This window comes from Paenibacillus sp. 01T422 (genome assembly GCF_056398785.1).
Window position 1 is genome coordinate 1 of record NZ_JBFTQB010000199.1, and the last position, 15,652, is coordinate 15,652.

Below are 15,652 nucleotides of genomic sequence, written 5' to 3' on the forward strand. Positions count from 1 at the left end.
GACAGGAGATATCAGATGGATTTTGATACAGTTGATCAATTTATGAGTGAACATGAAGGAGAACCTGTTGTTGTTGTTCATCTCAGCAATAGGGAGGATCTTGTGAAGATTCCTGTAGTATAGTAATAATTGCTTTCAGATGTTACTTAAAAAGAGAGTAAGGTGAGCAATGAAGGTTCAACTTTACGCCGTTTGTTTGAATAAAGAGTGGAATTGGCATTTGACCATTCACCCTATGACAGACATTCAATATTGGTTCGAGCAATACGCAGCCGACGCCGGCCTCGTAATGTTCGAACCTTTTATTTCGTTTGGGCAAGGAGTGCGGCTACTTGGCAAACTGAAATCTGCAAAATCGATACAAGTGGTTAAGAACGATGAGAGTATGCTGAGGCAGCTGCGCCAGGTGGCCAAAGAATGCGGAATACTCAACAGTGACCAAATGGCAATGAAGAAAATAACCTTTAGGGAGCAAGCTGTGGTTCCTAAGTTGATTTTAGATCCTGTTATGTATACCAAGCTTGCATTAGCTTGCAGCGGTAGGGTGTTGCTCGTAGAGGAATTTGAGCAGCTGTTAAAAGCTGCGAATTTAGAGCTAGGTGCAGCGGATGCGTGGATGAGCTATCTTCAACTGGCTCATCTAAACGGAGATTTAAATTTAGGAAACGGATTGCATATAAGGGAGCACCGGGATTGGCGCAGAGGATTCCAGAGAAGGACGACTTATTCCTGTAAACGTTGCGGAAGTGGTGAGGAGAGCTTGTACTGGTCAGCCTGTCACTATTGTGGACAAGATTGTCCTTACTGTGAAGCGTGCTTAACTATGGGGCGGACAAGATTCTGTACGTTGCTTATATCTGGGGGAACAGCTGAGGATGAGAAGTTAACGGTAGAAGATGCGAAGCAGTCAATTGATGATCTCGAAACCTACATCAAACCATGGGGACTTAGCGAGGCTCAGACCAGGGCATCATTGGAGGGGTTGCATTTTATTACGGATGAGAGGGGGAGGGGAGCACGTGGAGTGCAAACTCAAGAGCCTCGACGTTTCTTAATATGGGCGGTTACTGGCGCGGGAAAGACGGAAATGATATTTCCGTTCGTTCACTTAACAGTGGCCAGAGGGGGACGGGTATTAATTGCAACTCCTCGCAAAGACGTGGTGTTGGAACTCCAACCTAGAATATCACGAGCTTTTGCTGACTATAGTGTTGTTACGCTTTATGGTGGAAGCGAGCAGCGATGGGAGCAAGGGCAGATCACGATCGCTACGACACATCAATTGATGCGTTTTGAAAAGGCATTTGATCTTGTCATCATTGATGAGATTGATGCATTTCCATATCATAACAATCCAATGCTTGCCTATGCTGCAGCTAAAGTTTGCAAGCCTAGTGGTGTGAATATTTTGCTATCCGCTACACCGCCGAAAGATGTTAGGCAAGCTGCTGAACGAGGCCATTTACCGCATGTGCGAGTACCGGTTCGTTTTCACAAGCACCCCTTGCCGGTACCGGGGCTCATTGTTGTCCCATCGCTAAATAAATATATAGAAACTCGTGTTCTACCTCGATCGTTATTTGCAAAGCTGGTAGCTTCAGTGAAGCGAGGTGCACAGTTGTTTGTTTTTGTCCCCAATATTTGCTTGGTGGAGCCTACGGTGGATCTACTTAAGGCAAAGTTAAATGGCAGTACTAACGTGTGCATCGAGGGAACTTCGTCGAAAGACCCTAACCGAACTGAGAGGGTTCAACGTTTTCGCAACAGGGACATACGAGTCTTAGTGACAACGACGATATTGGAACGGGGAGTCACAGTGCCGAAGTCAGATGTATTCATTTTAGATGCCGATTCAAAATTATTTGATGAGGCAGCGCTTGTTCAGATGGCGGGTCGGGCTGGCAGATCAAAGGACGATCCAGCTGGAAGGGTTTATTTTGCAACAAAAGAAATAACACAATCACAAAAGGAGGCTGTTCGACAAATTGAGAAGATGAATCGCATAGCGCGTAAACTAGGTTATTTTGAGAGGGGGAAATGAATGAGTGATTGGAGAAATTGGTTGAATGGATTGAGAGGAACCTTCTTTTCGCTGCTCAGTCCTGTGAAGGAAACGTGTTTGCTCTGTAAGCAGGTTAGCTCTGATCGTGTTAAGCAGTTGGGACTATGTCGTTCATGTTATATGAAGATACCATGGATTCGAACGGTAGTTTGTGAAATATGCGGTCGTGGAGAGAGATGTTATGACTGCCAAAGAAGAAGGCAAACTTATTTCTTAAAAAGTCGTAGTGCTGTGAGATATGATGAAATGATGAAAGAGTTATTAGCTCGTTATAAATATCGTGGAGATGAACGGCTCAAGTCGGTCATAGGGCTCATGCTCGTTCACGCCTATCACTTATTGCAAGAGGATATGAGAGAATGCAGTACAGAATCGGCTTTAACTAAGAGACTTATCACGTTCGTACCTGTAAGTGAGCGTAGATTGTTGGAGCGCGGTTTTAATCAAGCTGAACAGATGGCTATTGAGTTAGGACGGGAAGTCGGGCTACCTGTTTTACCACTTCTTAATCGTTCTAAACATACAGATAAACAAAGCTTCAAGAATAGGAGTGAGCGTCTGGACGATCTAGTACATGTTTTTGAGATCAACGAGAGCCTAGTTAAACAGCTGATAAGCTGCAGGGCAACTTCGTACGTCATTTACATCGTAGATGATGTATACACCACAGGGAGTACTATGAATCAGTGTGCAAAGGTTCTAGGCGACTGCCTACCTGTTCAAGTGTTCGGAATCACATGGGCAAGGTAGGAGCTCCAAATTTAGATTCTCAAAAATAGAGATATGCAAACGCTGTTGGATTGCGGTAAACTGGAATTAAATATTTAGGTATAGGGAACAATAGAAGGGGGCCATATAATGGGCATGAACGTTGCTAATTGTCCACGCTGTGGGAAGATTTTTGTTAAGGGATTTGCTGAGGTTTGCCCGAACTGTTTGAAAGATTTGGAGCAGCAGTATGATAAATGCCTGAAATACTTGCGTGCAAACAAAGGCACTAATATAAATGATTTAAGCGAAGCCACGGACGTATCCGTTAAGCAGATCACGAAGTTTATTCGTGAAGGCCGAATTTCTATCGTACATGCTCCCAATATGTCTTATCCATGTGAAGTGTGCGGGACTTTCATTCGTGAAAATACGATTTGTGAATCTTGTCGCAGCAAGCTTGTGAAGGATGTTAGGAACAATGCTGAGGACGAGCGGAGAAGAGCGGATCAGGCTGACAGGGACGGTAAGATGAGCTTTAAGATTCAAGAGCGCTTACGAGACCGCCATTAATTTAGAATTAGGACTGTAGAGATATAAAGTTTCATATAAGAGATGCCGATAATAGTTCTAAAGATTATCGGCATTTTGTTTTTTTAGGTCAGAAAATATAGGAGTGTTATAGTATGAAAATTAATGATAATCAACGAATCGGAGCCATTAATCCTTATAAAAAAGCTGGAGATTCCGCGTTCACTCAAGCAGCCAGCAAGAAAGGTAAACTGAAGGATCAAGTTGAGATTTCGGCTGAAGCGAAAGAACTTTTAGGGGCATCGGAAACGTCCCGTACGGAAGAGCAAAAGCTTCGTGTTGAACAACTGAAGTCATCAGTGGCAGCAGGGACTTACCATGTGGATGCGGGTAAAATAGCAGAAAAAATTCTTCCTTATTTGAAATAAGGAAATACATCTTAGATAGAAGCAGGTGACGATCATGTCCATACAGACATTGTTGGAAACGATGGAGAAGCTCCAGGAAGCACACGAGGCACTGCTTGAGCTCGCGAAGGCGAAGACGCAGATTCTTGTTGGCAATGACATCGATCAACTGAATATGATTGTTAATCGAGAAAACAAGTGGGTAAGAGCGATAGCAGAAGCGAATCAGCAACGGATTCAAATCATCGGCTCTTACCTAATATCGAGAGGATATAATCCTAACCCCAAGATTACGGTCGGCGATTTAATTAAAGTTATTTTTAAAGCTGAAGAGAAACAAGCGCTGATGGAAGCACAACAGAAGCTGCTTGCTACAATAGAAGAATTAAAGCAAAACAACATTATTAATCAACAGCTTATTGAGCAGTCTTTATCATTCGTGAATTATTCGCTTGATCTGGTTATTGGTCCACCTGAGGATGATCTAGTTTACAGGAATCCGAATCAAGCAAAGAGTGGAAACCGACTAGGCATGTTCGATCGCAGAGGCTAGTTGTTGAGTTGAGTAATGAGAATAATCCCAAAAAAGGGCATAGGAGAGGTAAACCATGAGATCGACTTTTGGCGGAATTGAAATATCCAAGCGGGGGATCCTTACGCAACAAGCCGCTTTGACAACAGCGGGACATAACGTAGCCAATGCTAACACGCCTGGCTTTTCACGTCAGGTGGTCAAAATGGTTGCCGCAGAGCCTATTGAGGCTCTAAGTTTGCAACGCTCAACTATCCCTGGTCAAATGGGACAAGGTGTTATGTTTACCGAGGTGAAGCGAATTCGTGAAGCTTTTCTTGATAAGCAATTTTCTAATGAGAATAAAAGCTTAGGTGAATGGACGGTTCGGCAAGATACATTAGAAAAGCTGGAAGCTATCATTAATGAACCTTCTGATACAGGCCTTCGTCAGGTTCTCGATAATTTCTGGAATTCGTGGCAGGAGCTTAGTAAACAGCCGGATAATCTTGAAACAAGGGCAGTCGTTAAGGAAAGTGCGCTGGCTGTAACAGATGCTTTCAATCATGCAGCAAAGCAACTGAAGGATTTAGGGTCCGATTTAAAAGATAACATGAATGTAAAAGTGACCCAAGTGAACACGACATTGAAACAAATTGCCGGACTTAATAATGAGATTTTTCGTGTTGAAGGGCTTGGTAACAATGCTAACGATCTTCGTGACCAACGAGATCTGCTTGTTGATGAGTTATCCAAAGTAATCAATGTTAGCGTACAAGAGGAGTCAGGCGGTTACCATGTAAAAATGGGGAACCAGGATCTTGTGGTTGCCAGCGAAGCAACAGATTTTACGAGTGATCTAGCAAGCGGGGCATATCCAGCAGATTTGAACAGCGGCGAGCTCTATGGCTTGATGCTGTCCGATCAACGTTATGTAACGGAGTATAAAAATCAATTGAATTCAATGGTTTCGACGATTGTAACTGCCGTTAATGATATACATAAGCAAGGCTATACGCTGCAGGATCCTCCAACCAAAGGAGGGGACTTCTTTGTACCGATTACAGACTTTAATACGGCTGCAGAAACGGTGCAAGTTAGTTCGAATATTACGGATAATGTGGAGCGAATCGCCGCTTCCGGGAAAACTTATACAGATGCTAATGGTGTGGAACGAGTAGTAAAAGGTAACAATGAGCTAGCCTTGAAACTTGCTGGCGTCAAGGATACAAAGTACAACTTCGATGGCTCAGGGGTCACCAAAATTATCCTGAATGGTGGTACATTCGACGAATTCCTTCGCGCGGTTGTGTCAGAAATCGGAGTTCAAACACAAGAGGCACAGCGCCAGGTATCCAATCAGAAAATACTAGTAGATCAAGTAGATGCTAGACGTCAATCAACTAGCGGTGTTTCTCTGGATGAAGAAATGGCAGATATGATTAAATATCAACATGCTTATAATGCAGCTGCCCGTTCTCTAACAACTTTCGACGAAATGTTGGACAAAGTAATTAACTCAATGGGAACCGTAGGTAGATAATAGCTAGATACAATGGATATGGGGTGAAGTTACAATGGCATTACGCGTTACGCAAGGCATGCTTAATACACAATTGCTACGTAATTTAAATACGAATTTATCTCGGATGGATAAGCTGCAGGATCAGCTCTCAACAGGGCGTAGAATTAATAAACCCTCAGATGACCCGGTTGGAATCAGTTTCTCAATGCGCTATCGCAGTGAGCTTGATACTAATGATCAGTATAAGAGAAACGTAGATGCTACAGTGTCTTTCCTGGATTATACGGATACTATGCTAGACCAGACTGGCAGTGTTTTACAAAGAGCCCGCGAGTTAGCCGTATCAGCGGCTAACGGGACAAATTCAGAGGACTCATTGAGTGCTATGAAAACAGAAATCGATCAGTTATATGGTCAGCTAACCAATATTGGAAACAGCCAGTTCAACGGAAAATTTGTTTTTAATGGACAAATCACTGACAAGGCTCCTTTCCCTGATCCGGATAACGCAGCCAATGCTGTAACCGATAACGGTGAAATAAAATTTGAAATTGGTGCAGGCGTCCAAATCGCAATGAATAAAACGGCTGAACAAATATTTGGCACTTCAGGGATGCAAGATAATGCTTTCCAGATTTTAAAAGACTTATCTACTTCACTTGCTTCCGGTAACACTGCAGGCATTCAGAAATCCATTGAACTTATGGACACACGATTGAGCGGAGTTTTAGGTGCTAGAGCAGATATCGGAGCTAAGACGAACCGCGTTCAGCTTGCTGAAAATAGGCTCGATGATATTGGTATTAATCTACAGAGTCTGCAGTCCAAAACTGAAGATGCAGATATGTCCCTTGTTATCACAAACCTAAAAATGGAAGAAAACGTGTACCAAGCCTCATTGTCTGCAGGATCAAAAGTTATTGTACCTACACTAGTTGATTTCCTTCGCTAATATTCTCGATTAGGAGGCTGTTGTGATGCCTAGTATTCCTCAAATACAAATAAGCCAGCAGCCCGCTCTCATCGGTATTGACGCAGATCTTGGGCAGCAGGACATTCGTCAGCCGAGGCCTACTTATGAGATGCAAGTGGATCGGCCTAAGCAAGACATCCGTCAGCCCAGAGGCGAACTTGAGATTGATCAGAGTCGTGCCTGGGATGCATTAGGTCAAGGTCCAATTCTGACAGCCCTAAGTCGGATTTATTCCCAGAGTCATGAAATTGCTATGCAAGGAATCGCACGTAGAGTTGAAGATGGGAATCGTATGGCTGCAATTCACCTAGGTGGGAATGCCATAGCTGAAATTGCGAAAGAATTGAGTGTTAGCCGTTCGCAGTTCGACTATTATGGTGAAGCAAGCTATGATAATGTAGATATTACTTACACCGCGCATAAAGCGGAAATTAATGTTACAGATGGTAAAGTCAATGTAAATGCGCAAGTTAACAAACCAGAGATTGACTACACTCGGGGAAAACTTGATATTTATATGAGACAATACCCTAAGGTGGAAATTACACCACCACAAATTGATTTCAAAACCTAATGCTTTATAATCAGGCTATAGATGATTTCTATGGCTTTTTTTATTTCAAAATGTATCGAAGGAGCTTGAGATATGCACATTTCGACGTTATTTTTTGGCGAGTTAGCCGTTCAAGAGTCCGAAGTCTTCACATTTGCACAAGGTGTTCCAGGATTTGAGGGTTTAACACAATTCATTTTGGTTCAACCCGAAGATAGCGCTCCATTTTCATATATTCAATCTATTCAAAACGGTGACCTTTCATTTCTCGTTGTTGATCCTTTCCTGTTTTTCAAAGAGTATGATATTCTTCTGCCTGATAACTTGCAGGAGGAGCTGAAAATTGAGAAGGCCGACGATGTACTCGTTTGGTCAGTTGTAACGGTAAATAGTGATTTCACTAAATGCACTTTGAATCTTTTGGCGCCGATTATTTGGAATGCGAAAGAGAATAAAGAAGCTACGGCTAGTTCAATTAGTCCTACGAACCTAAGTAAACTAATTAATAGATCGAAATGATTGAAGTGTCGGCCACAAGTCGACATTTTTTTTATTTTAGCTATAAACTTTCGGAAAGGCCCCGACGATATATATATCAATGGGACAACAAGCTGGGCGGCCGACCCGCTTGTAAACCTACAAATAAATCCACATGGACGTGGATCAAACGAACCTTCAGGAGGAAGAAAAATGAGAATTAATCACAATATCGCAGCAGCGAACACGCACCGTCAATTGACTGGTAACACTGCAGCAGCAAGCAAATCCCTTGAGAAATTGTCTTCCGGTCTTCGCATCAACMGCGCTGGCGACGATGCAGCAGGTCTAGCGATCTCCGAGAAAATGAGAGCTCAAATCCGCGGTTTGGATATGGCTTCCAAAAATGCTCAAGATGGTATCTCCTTGATTCAAACAGCTGAGGGTGCATTGAACGAAACTCACTCCATTCTTCAACGTATGCGCGAATTGGCTGACCAATCCGCAAACGGAACAAACACGAACGACGATCGTACAGCGATCCAAGAAGAAGTAAAACAATTGAAAGACGAAATCGATCGTATCGGTAACACAACTGAGTTCAATACTCAAAAATTATTGAATGGTGCTTTGAAATCCGTTGGCGGTGCTAACGTAGCTCAAGATACAACTACAAGCTCGATTACAGCGAAGTTAACTGAAGGTAAATTGCAAGGTACTGCCGCAGTAATGGGTACATCAATTTCTGCAGCTTCTTTCGTTAAAGAAACGATCAATGTTGATGGAAATGATATTGATGTTAACTGGCAGAACCTTACTGCTGATGAGAAAGCTATCTTAACAGGTGCTACAGCGGCAGATAGTAACTCTCAAACAAAAGCAAAAGATTTGATTATCTCCAAGATTAATGAGGCAATCGATGCTTCGGGTAAAAATACTTCGCACGTCACAGGTTATGTTGACGCTGCTGGTAAACTAGTAGTTCAAAGCGGAACAAAAGGGATCGATTCTCAAGTTAAAGTCGGAACGGCTGGTGTTCTCAACTCTGTAGCTGGTGCTACTGGTACTTCAACTCAAGGAACCAGCACTTACAATGGAACAGCTATTGCTGCTAACAGCCTAATCCAATTTAAAGTGGGAGATATTTCCCTACAGGCAACAATCACTGCAGGTATTGGTGCTAATCTATCTATGGCCACAGTTGCAGCTAGATTACAAACTGCACTTTCCACTGCGGTCAGTAACTACAACAAACTTCAAGGTAAAACAAAAGGTCAAGAAGGCTATATCGATCCGATTAAAGTAAATGAAACGAAAGATGGTCGTGTGTCTGTTGTAAGTCAAGGTGGACCAGTTTCTTTCAAAGAAATCGATGGCAAAACTACTGTAGCTGATCTTGGATTGAGCCAAGCTCAAACCGAAGCAGCTGGCAATGGTGGCGTTTCATTCCAAATCGGTGCAAACCGTGGTCAAACAATTAGCTTTGGTATCAGTGATATGCGTACGGCAGCTCTGGGTCTTTCAGGCGTGGATGTATCGACGGCTTCCAGTGCTTCTCAAGCCCTTACTTCATTAGATAGTGCTATCAAAAACGTTTCGTCACAACGTTCTAAAATGGGTGCTGTACAAAACCGTTTGGAGCACACAATCAACAACTTGCAAACTGCTTCTGAGAACTTAACGTCCGCTGAATCACGTATTCGTGATGTTGATATGGCGAAAGAAATGATGGATTTCACTAAGAACAACATCCTTTCTCAAGCTGCTCAAGCAATGTTAGCTCAAGCTAACCAACAACCACAAGGTGTTCTTCAATTGTTGAGATAATATTTACTCGCTTCTTGAAAAGGCTCTGGATGACCAGAGCCTTTTCTTTTACCCAAAACTTTGACTTTAAGATGATAAAAAGGGGATGAATTAATGGGCATAGATACTTTGCTTTTTGGAACAATAGAATATATTGACAAAATATCTTCAACGCTTCCAACAATGTCGTCAAACGAGAAAGCAATAATAATTAATGAATTAGTGAATAGTTTTGCAAATCTAGCTCTAACAGCAAATAATACAGAAGATAGCTCTTTTGATATCAATGAATTAAATGATAAGTTAAATCTTTTACTTTCTGCACTTGAAGGTGAGGACTATGTGCTTATTTCGGACCTTCTTCAATTTGAAATAAAACCTTTACTTATTTATTGGACTGAACAGTTATAAAAACTATTTTTATGCTAGGGTGATCATATGACAAAGCATGCATTCAAACTTAGTATCTGTATGATGGTAAAAAATGAATCTAAAAATCTTAATAGATRTTTGGATAGCCTGCAACTGTTGTTGCAAAGACCAGATGTGGAATTAATTATCGTAGATACAGGATCATCAGATAATAGCGTGGAAATAGCAAAGACATATACGAGTAAAGTCTATTTTCATGAATGGAATCATAACTTCTCTGAAATGAGAAATTTTTCAATTTCATACGCAACAGGGGAATGGATTTTTATTTTAGATGCAGATGAAGAACTTCACAATTCTGCTGGATTAATTAAGCTGCTAAGTTTAAAGCAATTAAACAAATACAATACAGTTCAGTTCTATATGCATGACTTTGTAAAACAAGCGGATCCTAATACTTATCTTACTTATCTTTCTTTTAGATTATTTAAGAATAATGGATTCAAATACGAAGGTGCAGTTCATAATCAGCCAAATGCTAAAAGTCCTGTTCTATGTGCTGATATTGTATTGAACCATTATGGTTATCAATTCGATGATAAGGAATTACTTGAACGTAAATTTAAGAGAACATCTGAGATACTGATTAGTGAACTAGAAAAGGATGCAAGTAACATCTACTATCGATATCAACTAGCGAATAGCTATTATATACATGGAGATTATAAGCTAGCTCTAGAGCAGGCACGGAAGGGTTACGATACACTAGTTAATACCCCATCAATCTCACCTAGAGATTTTTCATTTCTCTATGCTGAGTATGCCCGCGATAGTTATGCAAATATGGAATTTAAAGAGTGCATTAAAATAGGCCTTGAAGGATTAGAAGTAAGGCCAGATTATATTGATCTTATTCACTATATAAGTATTTCTTATCAAGCATTGAATGATAGTGAAAATGCAATTAAGTTTGCAGAGAAGTATCAGAGCTTAATAGAAAACTACGAAGAACTTGAAGTATTTAAAGATGCGTCAATTATTTTAATGTGTGTAGATAAAAGTAGTAAAGATATTATTCAATCACTTCTTATTGCTCAATATTATCGATTGGGTAATTATGAGAACTCACTAAGAATTGCCTTGAAATTTAATGAAACTGAAGATATAAAAAAAGTAATGCTGGATTGTTACTTTAAGTTAGATCAGTTCCCAAATGCATTCAATTTATATAAGGAAAATTTAAAAAACGGTGATAGTATAAATGCCGAGTTTATAGAGAGCCTTATCACACAAGTTTCAGGTGAAAAAAGGAATAGGGTTATACAGCAATTTGCTGATGGTAATGATCAATATGCTTTCTTTAATAAAGTTCGACTTGCTGAAGGAGAATTAAGCAAGATCCTTACACTTGAATTTATTCGCACTACCAATTTTAATGAATCTGAACTCTTCTATGTAGAAGTTTTTAGGAATATAAATAGGGATTTCAAAGAAGTACTTGCAGCATTCAAAAAAATCAAAAGTGCTAAACTAAAATTGATCATCAAGTTTTTGATGGACCGCTATACAGCAATACAGTTGCAGTTATTCAAGTACTTGTCCGAAGAAACGATTCGTACTACAGATTATGAAGCAAACAGAGTGTACACATGTATTGCAAATGTCCTTTATCTTCATGAAATTGAAAGTGCAATGTCCGAGAAACGCGATGTAATATATGAGTATCTAGTGAATTTTGAAAAATATGCTCAATATAATATTAATAAGCTAATTCAGATTTATCAATTGGACAAAATGAGGTTATATTATACAACCCTAGATAATGAAGAAGATCAATTCTTTATGCTTCTTCATTTTGCAAAGAATGCTGTCCATAATAATAACTATAAACAGGGTATTAAATATATTAAAGAAGCAGTTACCGTTTACCCTTATTTAGCTAAGGTCATATCTAATTTTGAGAGTCAACTATTTTCTAATCTTAATGGGGATCTAATTTCAAATGAATCCTAAGTCAAATGCTATGTTAAAGAAATTGGAAGAATATAAGAGTCATATCAAGGAATTAATTGAGACTGGCGACCTAGAGTTAGCAAAATTGAAGTTAGCGGATTATGAGAAAGTATCTTCCTCAGACAAAGATATATTTTCAATAAAAGCAATTATTTTAATGATGGAAAATAAGTTAGAAGAGTGTTGGTTTATTTTATGGCAAGGTCTACAAGTAGATCCTGGAAATGTTGATCTTCTATTTAACTTAGGATACTTATGGGAACTTAAAGAGCAATATATAGAGGCTGCCAATATTTATAATAGTGCTTTAGAAATTTCTGATGAAGAAGAGCTACAAGCTGAACTAAAAATTAAATTAAATGATATTTCAGAGAAAACCAAATCAAAGAATACAAGTAATAATTCGAAAATCCTGCTCGGGACAATGGAAATTGCAAACCAGATGAATACAATTTCGAAAGGGTTGAATTCATTAGGAGTAACAAGCAAAACTCTCTCTTATTATCCTAGCTATTTGAACTATTCTTCGGATTTTGTAGTGGATATRAATAAAGGAACCACTCCGGAGGATTTAAAAAATAAACTCAATAGTTTAACAGAAGGACTACTTAATAATTTTAATATTTTTCACTTTCATTTTGGAACAAGTCTTGCCATGGATAACTCTGATCTCAGAATCCTAAAAGAATCAGGAAAAAAAATATATATGCATCACTGGGGTAGCGATGTTAGGCAATTCTCAGTTATGTCGAAATTTAATCCATACCTGAAGGTCAAAACAAATGATGAAATTGGAATGAGGAAAAAAATCGCGATGATGGCTGAATCCATTCAGGATGCAATAGTCGCTGATTTTGAATTGTATTTAAATATAAAGGAGTTCTACAATAATATTCATTTTATTCCAACTTCAATCGATTTAGCTAAGTACTCTCCTAGTTTCACTCAAGAAAATGAAAAGTTATTAATTGTTCATGCCCCTACATCTCCAGAAATTAAAGGAACTGACTATATATTAGCTACAATTGAAAAATTGCAACTCTTCTACAAATTTGACTTCAAATTAATTGTAGGAATGTCTCACGAAGAAGCTCGAAGTTGGTATCAAAAGGCTGATTTGATAGTCGATCAACTTTTAGTAGGTAGTTATGGTTTACTTGCAGTAGAGTCAATGGCAATGGGAAAATCTGTGATTTGCTGGATAACAGAACTCATGAGAGAAAAATACCCAACAGGCTTACCAATCATCTCTGCTAATCCAGACACCATCATGAATGTTTTAGAGTCCATATTAAAAAATCCTGATCAGTTACTTGAAATAGGTAAAGCAGGAAGAGTTTATGCTGAAAAAAACCACGATATGTATAAAAATACTCAGCAATTACTTAAAATCTACGATATAAACTAGAGGTGCTATATGGATTTCCGAAATATCGAGGGTGAAAATATATTTATTACAGGCGGAGCAGGTTTTATTGGATCTACTTTGGTAGGAGAATTAGTAGAGAAGAATAAAATAACTGTTTATGACAATTTCTTTAGAGATTCTATACAAGCTAAATCATTTGTGAACCATGCTAATCTAAATGTTATTAACGGGGACATCCTAAACCTGGATTTACTAAAACATTCTATTAAAGGATCCAATTATGTTGTACATGCTGCAGGGATTGCAGGGATCGACACAGTTATAAAAAATCCTGTAAAAACAATGACTGTAAATATGGTGGGGTCGGCGAACTTATTAGAAGCCGCTGCAGAGTTGGATAATTGTAAAAGAGTAGTTTGTTTTAGTACAAGTGAAGTTTTTGGTCAAATGGCATTTCGATCCAATGAAACTAGTCATACAGTAATGGGAGCAGTCGGTGAGGCRCGTTGGACTTATGCTGTTAGTAAACTTGCTGAAGAACATTTAGCTTATGCGTACTATAAACAACAGGGGATGCCAACTGTTACAGTGAGGCCATTTAATGTTTACGGACCAGGGCAAGTTGGTGAGGGAGCAATACGTACTTTCATAAAACAAGCTCTAAATAATGAAACTATATATATTCATGGGGATGGTACCCAGATAAGAGCATGGTGCTATGTGGATGATATGGTTGAAGGTGTATTAAGATGTATGTCAAATGAGAACGCCATTGGTGAATCATTTAATATTGGTAATCAAAGAACGGTGATTACTATTTATGGGCTTGCTAATACGATAATTAGAGTTTTGAATTCTAAATCAACTGTTGAATTTGTTGACAAAGCATCAGCTGATATTGAACTGAGAATACCACAGGTTAGTAAGGCGAAGGATGTACTTGGATTTGAAGCGAAAATCGATCTTGAAGAAGGAATAATCAGAACCGCTAATGATCTAAAATAGTCAAGAGAGGTGCATATTAATGATAAAACTGGCATCTCCAGAAATTGATTCTAACGAATTAGAGGCTGTTAAGTTAGTGTTAGAATCTGGGCATTTAGTTCAAGGAGAGTTTGTTGAAAGTTTCGAAAAAAAAATTGCTCAATTCCTTGATATTAAACATGTCATTGCTGTCTCAAGTGGGACTGCTGCTTTACACCTAGCATTAATAGCACTAGGGATTGGACCTGGGGATGAAGTGATTATTCCAGACTTTACATTCCCTGCAACAGCCAATGTTGTTGAATTAGTAGGAGCAACATGTGTATTTGTTGATATTATGCTGGATGATTTCTGTATGGATACATCGCTTATCGAGGAGAAAATTACAAGAAGAACGAAAGCGATTATGCCAGTGCATGAGTTCGGTCACCCTGTTAATATGGACGAAATATTGCGACTTGCAGATAAATATCATTTGCATGTAATTGAAGACGCTGCATGTGCATTAGGAACGGCGTATAAGAGTCAAAAAGTAGGTACTTTAGGTGATCTAGGTTGCTTTAGTTTCCATCCTAGGAAGTCCATTACAACAGGCGAAGGCGGAGTAGTTGTAACCAATAATGATGAATTGGCTAGGCAAATTAGATTGCTTAGAAATCATGGAATTGATTGGGATTCTGGTAAACCGCAATTTGTTGTTCCTGGCTTTAACTATAGACTTACAAATATACAGGGCGCAATTGGGCATATCCAATTGGATAAACTGGAAATGATGCTAAAACAAAAAAAGCAGTATGTAAAATATTATAACGATGCATTTTTGGACTCTCCAGGAATTCGAATTCCCGTTGAAAAAAATGACTGTCTCCACACGTTCCAGACGTATTATGTCCTTTTAGATGAAAATGTTAATAGAAGTGAAGTTATTAGACTTATGAAAGAGTCCGGAATCGAGACCAATTTTGGGGCATACCCCGTACATGCTCAACCGTACTATAGACAAAAATACAAATTAAATTCAGATCATTTCCCAAATTCTTTATATGCACATCTTAATGGATTAGCACTTCCTTTGCATTCAAAGCTTAAGGATAATGATTTTAAATACGTTTCAGAAAAACTAAAAGAATTAATCAAATAGCGATAAAAGTTGGTGGCTATTCTATGGACAATGAACATTTTGATTTTGTTAAATCATCTTTTATGGACTATTTAGATTCTAAACGAACTGAAATGCTGAAAAAATTCAATAGGGTATTACCCACAAATGAATTATTATTTGATCGTTGGGAAAAAGCGCGGTTATTGAAAACTGGTGAAAATACTAGTCTTTATGATAGTAGTGTTGTTATGGGTGAAGT

At 39.0% G+C, this 15,652-nt stretch carries 16 protein-coding genes; all 16 read left to right on the forward strand.

The window, feature by feature from the left end; translation table 11 throughout:
- Window positions 1-169: 169 nt before the first annotated feature.
- On the forward strand, window positions 170-2,041 hold the full coding sequence (locus tag AC1DUA_RS13390; protein ID WP_477500232.1) for an ATP-dependent helicase ComFA: 1,872 nt from the start codon (window positions 170-172) through the stop codon (window positions 2,039-2,041).
- A 267-nt stretch (window positions 2,042-2,308) separates the two neighbouring features.
- Window positions 2,309-2,812 (forward strand): ComF family protein, encoded by a 504-nt coding sequence (locus AC1DUA_RS13395; protein WP_477500233.1) that lies wholly within the window; start codon window positions 2,309-2,311, stop codon window positions 2,810-2,812.
- Between the two features lie 108 nt (window positions 2,813-2,920).
- Entirely contained in the window at window positions 2,921-3,343 is a 423-nt protein-coding gene (locus AC1DUA_RS13400) for a TIGR03826 family flagellar region protein (RefSeq protein WP_477500234.1), read from the forward strand.
- Between the two features lie 113 nt (window positions 3,344-3,456).
- Window positions 3,457-3,729 carry a flagellar biosynthesis anti-sigma factor FlgM gene (gene flgM / locus AC1DUA_RS13405; RefSeq protein ID WP_477500235.1) on the forward strand — a complete coding sequence of 91 codons (273 nt, stop codon included), beginning with the start codon at window positions 3,457-3,459 and terminating at the stop codon, window positions 3,727-3,729.
- 34 nt (window positions 3,730-3,763) lie between these two features.
- Window positions 3,764-4,261 carry a flagellar protein FlgN gene (locus AC1DUA_RS13410; protein WP_477500236.1) on the forward strand — a complete coding sequence of 166 codons (498 nt, stop codon included), beginning with the start codon at window positions 3,764-3,766 and terminating at the stop codon, window positions 4,259-4,261.
- Window positions 4,262-4,316: 55 nt separating this feature from the next.
- Entirely contained in the window at window positions 4,317-5,762 is a 1,446-nt protein-coding gene (gene flgK, locus AC1DUA_RS13415) for a flagellar hook-associated protein FlgK (RefSeq protein ID WP_477500237.1), read from the forward strand.
- 34 nt (window positions 5,763-5,796) lie between these two features.
- On the forward strand, window positions 5,797-6,696 hold the full coding sequence (gene flgL / locus AC1DUA_RS13420) for a flagellar hook-associated protein FlgL (RefSeq protein ID WP_477500238.1): 900 nt from the start codon (window positions 5,797-5,799) through the stop codon (window positions 6,694-6,696).
- A 25-nt stretch (window positions 6,697-6,721) separates the two neighbouring features.
- The gene (locus tag AC1DUA_RS13425) at window positions 6,722-7,291 is read left to right on the forward strand and encodes a DUF6470 family protein (RefSeq protein ID WP_477500239.1); all 570 of its coding nucleotides are present in this window, start codon (window positions 6,722-6,724) and stop codon (window positions 7,289-7,291) included.
- A 72-nt stretch (window positions 7,292-7,363) separates the two neighbouring features.
- A complete protein-coding gene (locus AC1DUA_RS13430) occupies window positions 7,364-7,789 on the forward strand; it encodes a flagellar assembly protein FliW (protein ID WP_477500240.1) in 426 nt (141 codons plus the stop codon).
- Window positions 7,790-7,960: 171 nt separating this feature from the next.
- Window positions 7,961-9,574 carry a flagellin N-terminal helical domain-containing protein gene (locus AC1DUA_RS13435; protein WP_477500241.1) on the forward strand — a complete coding sequence of 538 codons (1,614 nt, stop codon included), beginning with the start codon at window positions 7,961-7,963 and terminating at the stop codon, window positions 9,572-9,574.
- 93 nt (window positions 9,575-9,667) lie between these two features.
- Window positions 9,668-9,964, forward strand: a complete 297-nt coding sequence (locus tag AC1DUA_RS13440; protein WP_477500242.1) for a hypothetical protein — start codon at window positions 9,668-9,670, stop codon at window positions 9,962-9,964.
- Window positions 9,965-9,991: 27 nt separating this feature from the next.
- Window positions 9,992-11,938, forward strand: coding sequence for a tetratricopeptide repeat-containing glycosyltransferase family 2 protein (locus AC1DUA_RS13445; protein ID WP_477500243.1), 1,947 nt, complete (start codon window positions 9,992-9,994; stop codon window positions 11,936-11,938).
- Window positions 11,928-13,346 (forward strand): glycosyltransferase family 1 protein, encoded by a 1,419-nt coding sequence (locus AC1DUA_RS13450; RefSeq protein WP_477500244.1) that lies wholly within the window; start codon window positions 11,928-11,930, stop codon window positions 13,344-13,346. The genes AC1DUA_RS13445 and AC1DUA_RS13450 overlap by 11 nt, the downstream gene beginning before the upstream one ends.
- A 9-nt stretch (window positions 13,347-13,355) precedes the next feature.
- Complete coding sequence (locus tag AC1DUA_RS13455; protein ID WP_477500245.1) at window positions 13,356-14,312, forward strand: NAD-dependent epimerase/dehydratase family protein; 957 nt, start codon at window positions 13,356-13,358, stop codon at window positions 14,310-14,312.
- Window positions 14,313-14,331: 19 nt separating this feature from the next.
- The gene (locus tag AC1DUA_RS13460) at window positions 14,332-15,432 is read left to right on the forward strand and encodes a DegT/DnrJ/EryC1/StrS family aminotransferase (protein WP_477500246.1); all 1,101 of its coding nucleotides are present in this window, start codon (window positions 14,332-14,334) and stop codon (window positions 15,430-15,432) included.
- Window positions 15,433-15,455: 23 nt separating this feature from the next.
- Window positions 15,456-15,652 (forward strand): hypothetical protein (locus AC1DUA_RS13465; RefSeq protein WP_477500247.1); only part of this gene is annotated, 197 nt, incomplete at its 3' end.

Bases quoted from the DNA above. Each gene is read 5' to 3' on its own strand.
- AC1DUA_RS13390 (WP_477500232.1), top strand. From the start codon at position 170: ATGAAGGTTCAACTTTACGCCGTTTGTTTGAATAAAGAGTGGAATTGG.
- AC1DUA_RS13395 (WP_477500233.1), top strand. From the start codon at position 2,309: ATGATGAAAGAGTTATTAGCTCGTTATAAATATCGTGGAGATGAACGG.
- AC1DUA_RS13400 (WP_477500234.1), top strand. From the start codon at position 2,921: ATGGGCATGAACGTTGCTAATTGTCCACGCTGTGGGAAGATTTTTGTT.
- flgM (WP_477500235.1), top strand. From the start codon at position 3,457: ATGAAAATTAATGATAATCAACGAATCGGAGCCATTAATCCTTATAAA.
- AC1DUA_RS13410 (WP_477500236.1), top strand. From the start codon at position 3,764: ATGTCCATACAGACATTGTTGGAAACGATGGAGAAGCTCCAGGAAGCA.
- flgK (WP_477500237.1), top strand. From the start codon at position 4,317: ATGAGATCGACTTTTGGCGGAATTGAAATATCCAAGCGGGGGATCCTT.
- flgL (WP_477500238.1), top strand. From the start codon at position 5,797: ATGGCATTACGCGTTACGCAAGGCATGCTTAATACACAATTGCTACGT.
- AC1DUA_RS13425 (WP_477500239.1), top strand. From the start codon at position 6,722: ATGCCTAGTATTCCTCAAATACAAATAAGCCAGCAGCCCGCTCTCATC.
- AC1DUA_RS13430 (WP_477500240.1), top strand. From the start codon at position 7,364: ATGCACATTTCGACGTTATTTTTTGGCGAGTTAGCCGTTCAAGAGTCC.
- AC1DUA_RS13440 (WP_477500242.1), top strand. From the start codon at position 9,668: ATGGGCATAGATACTTTGCTTTTTGGAACAATAGAATATATTGACAAA.
- AC1DUA_RS13460 (WP_477500246.1), top strand. From the start codon at position 14,332: ATGATAAAACTGGCATCTCCAGAAATTGATTCTAACGAATTAGAGGCT.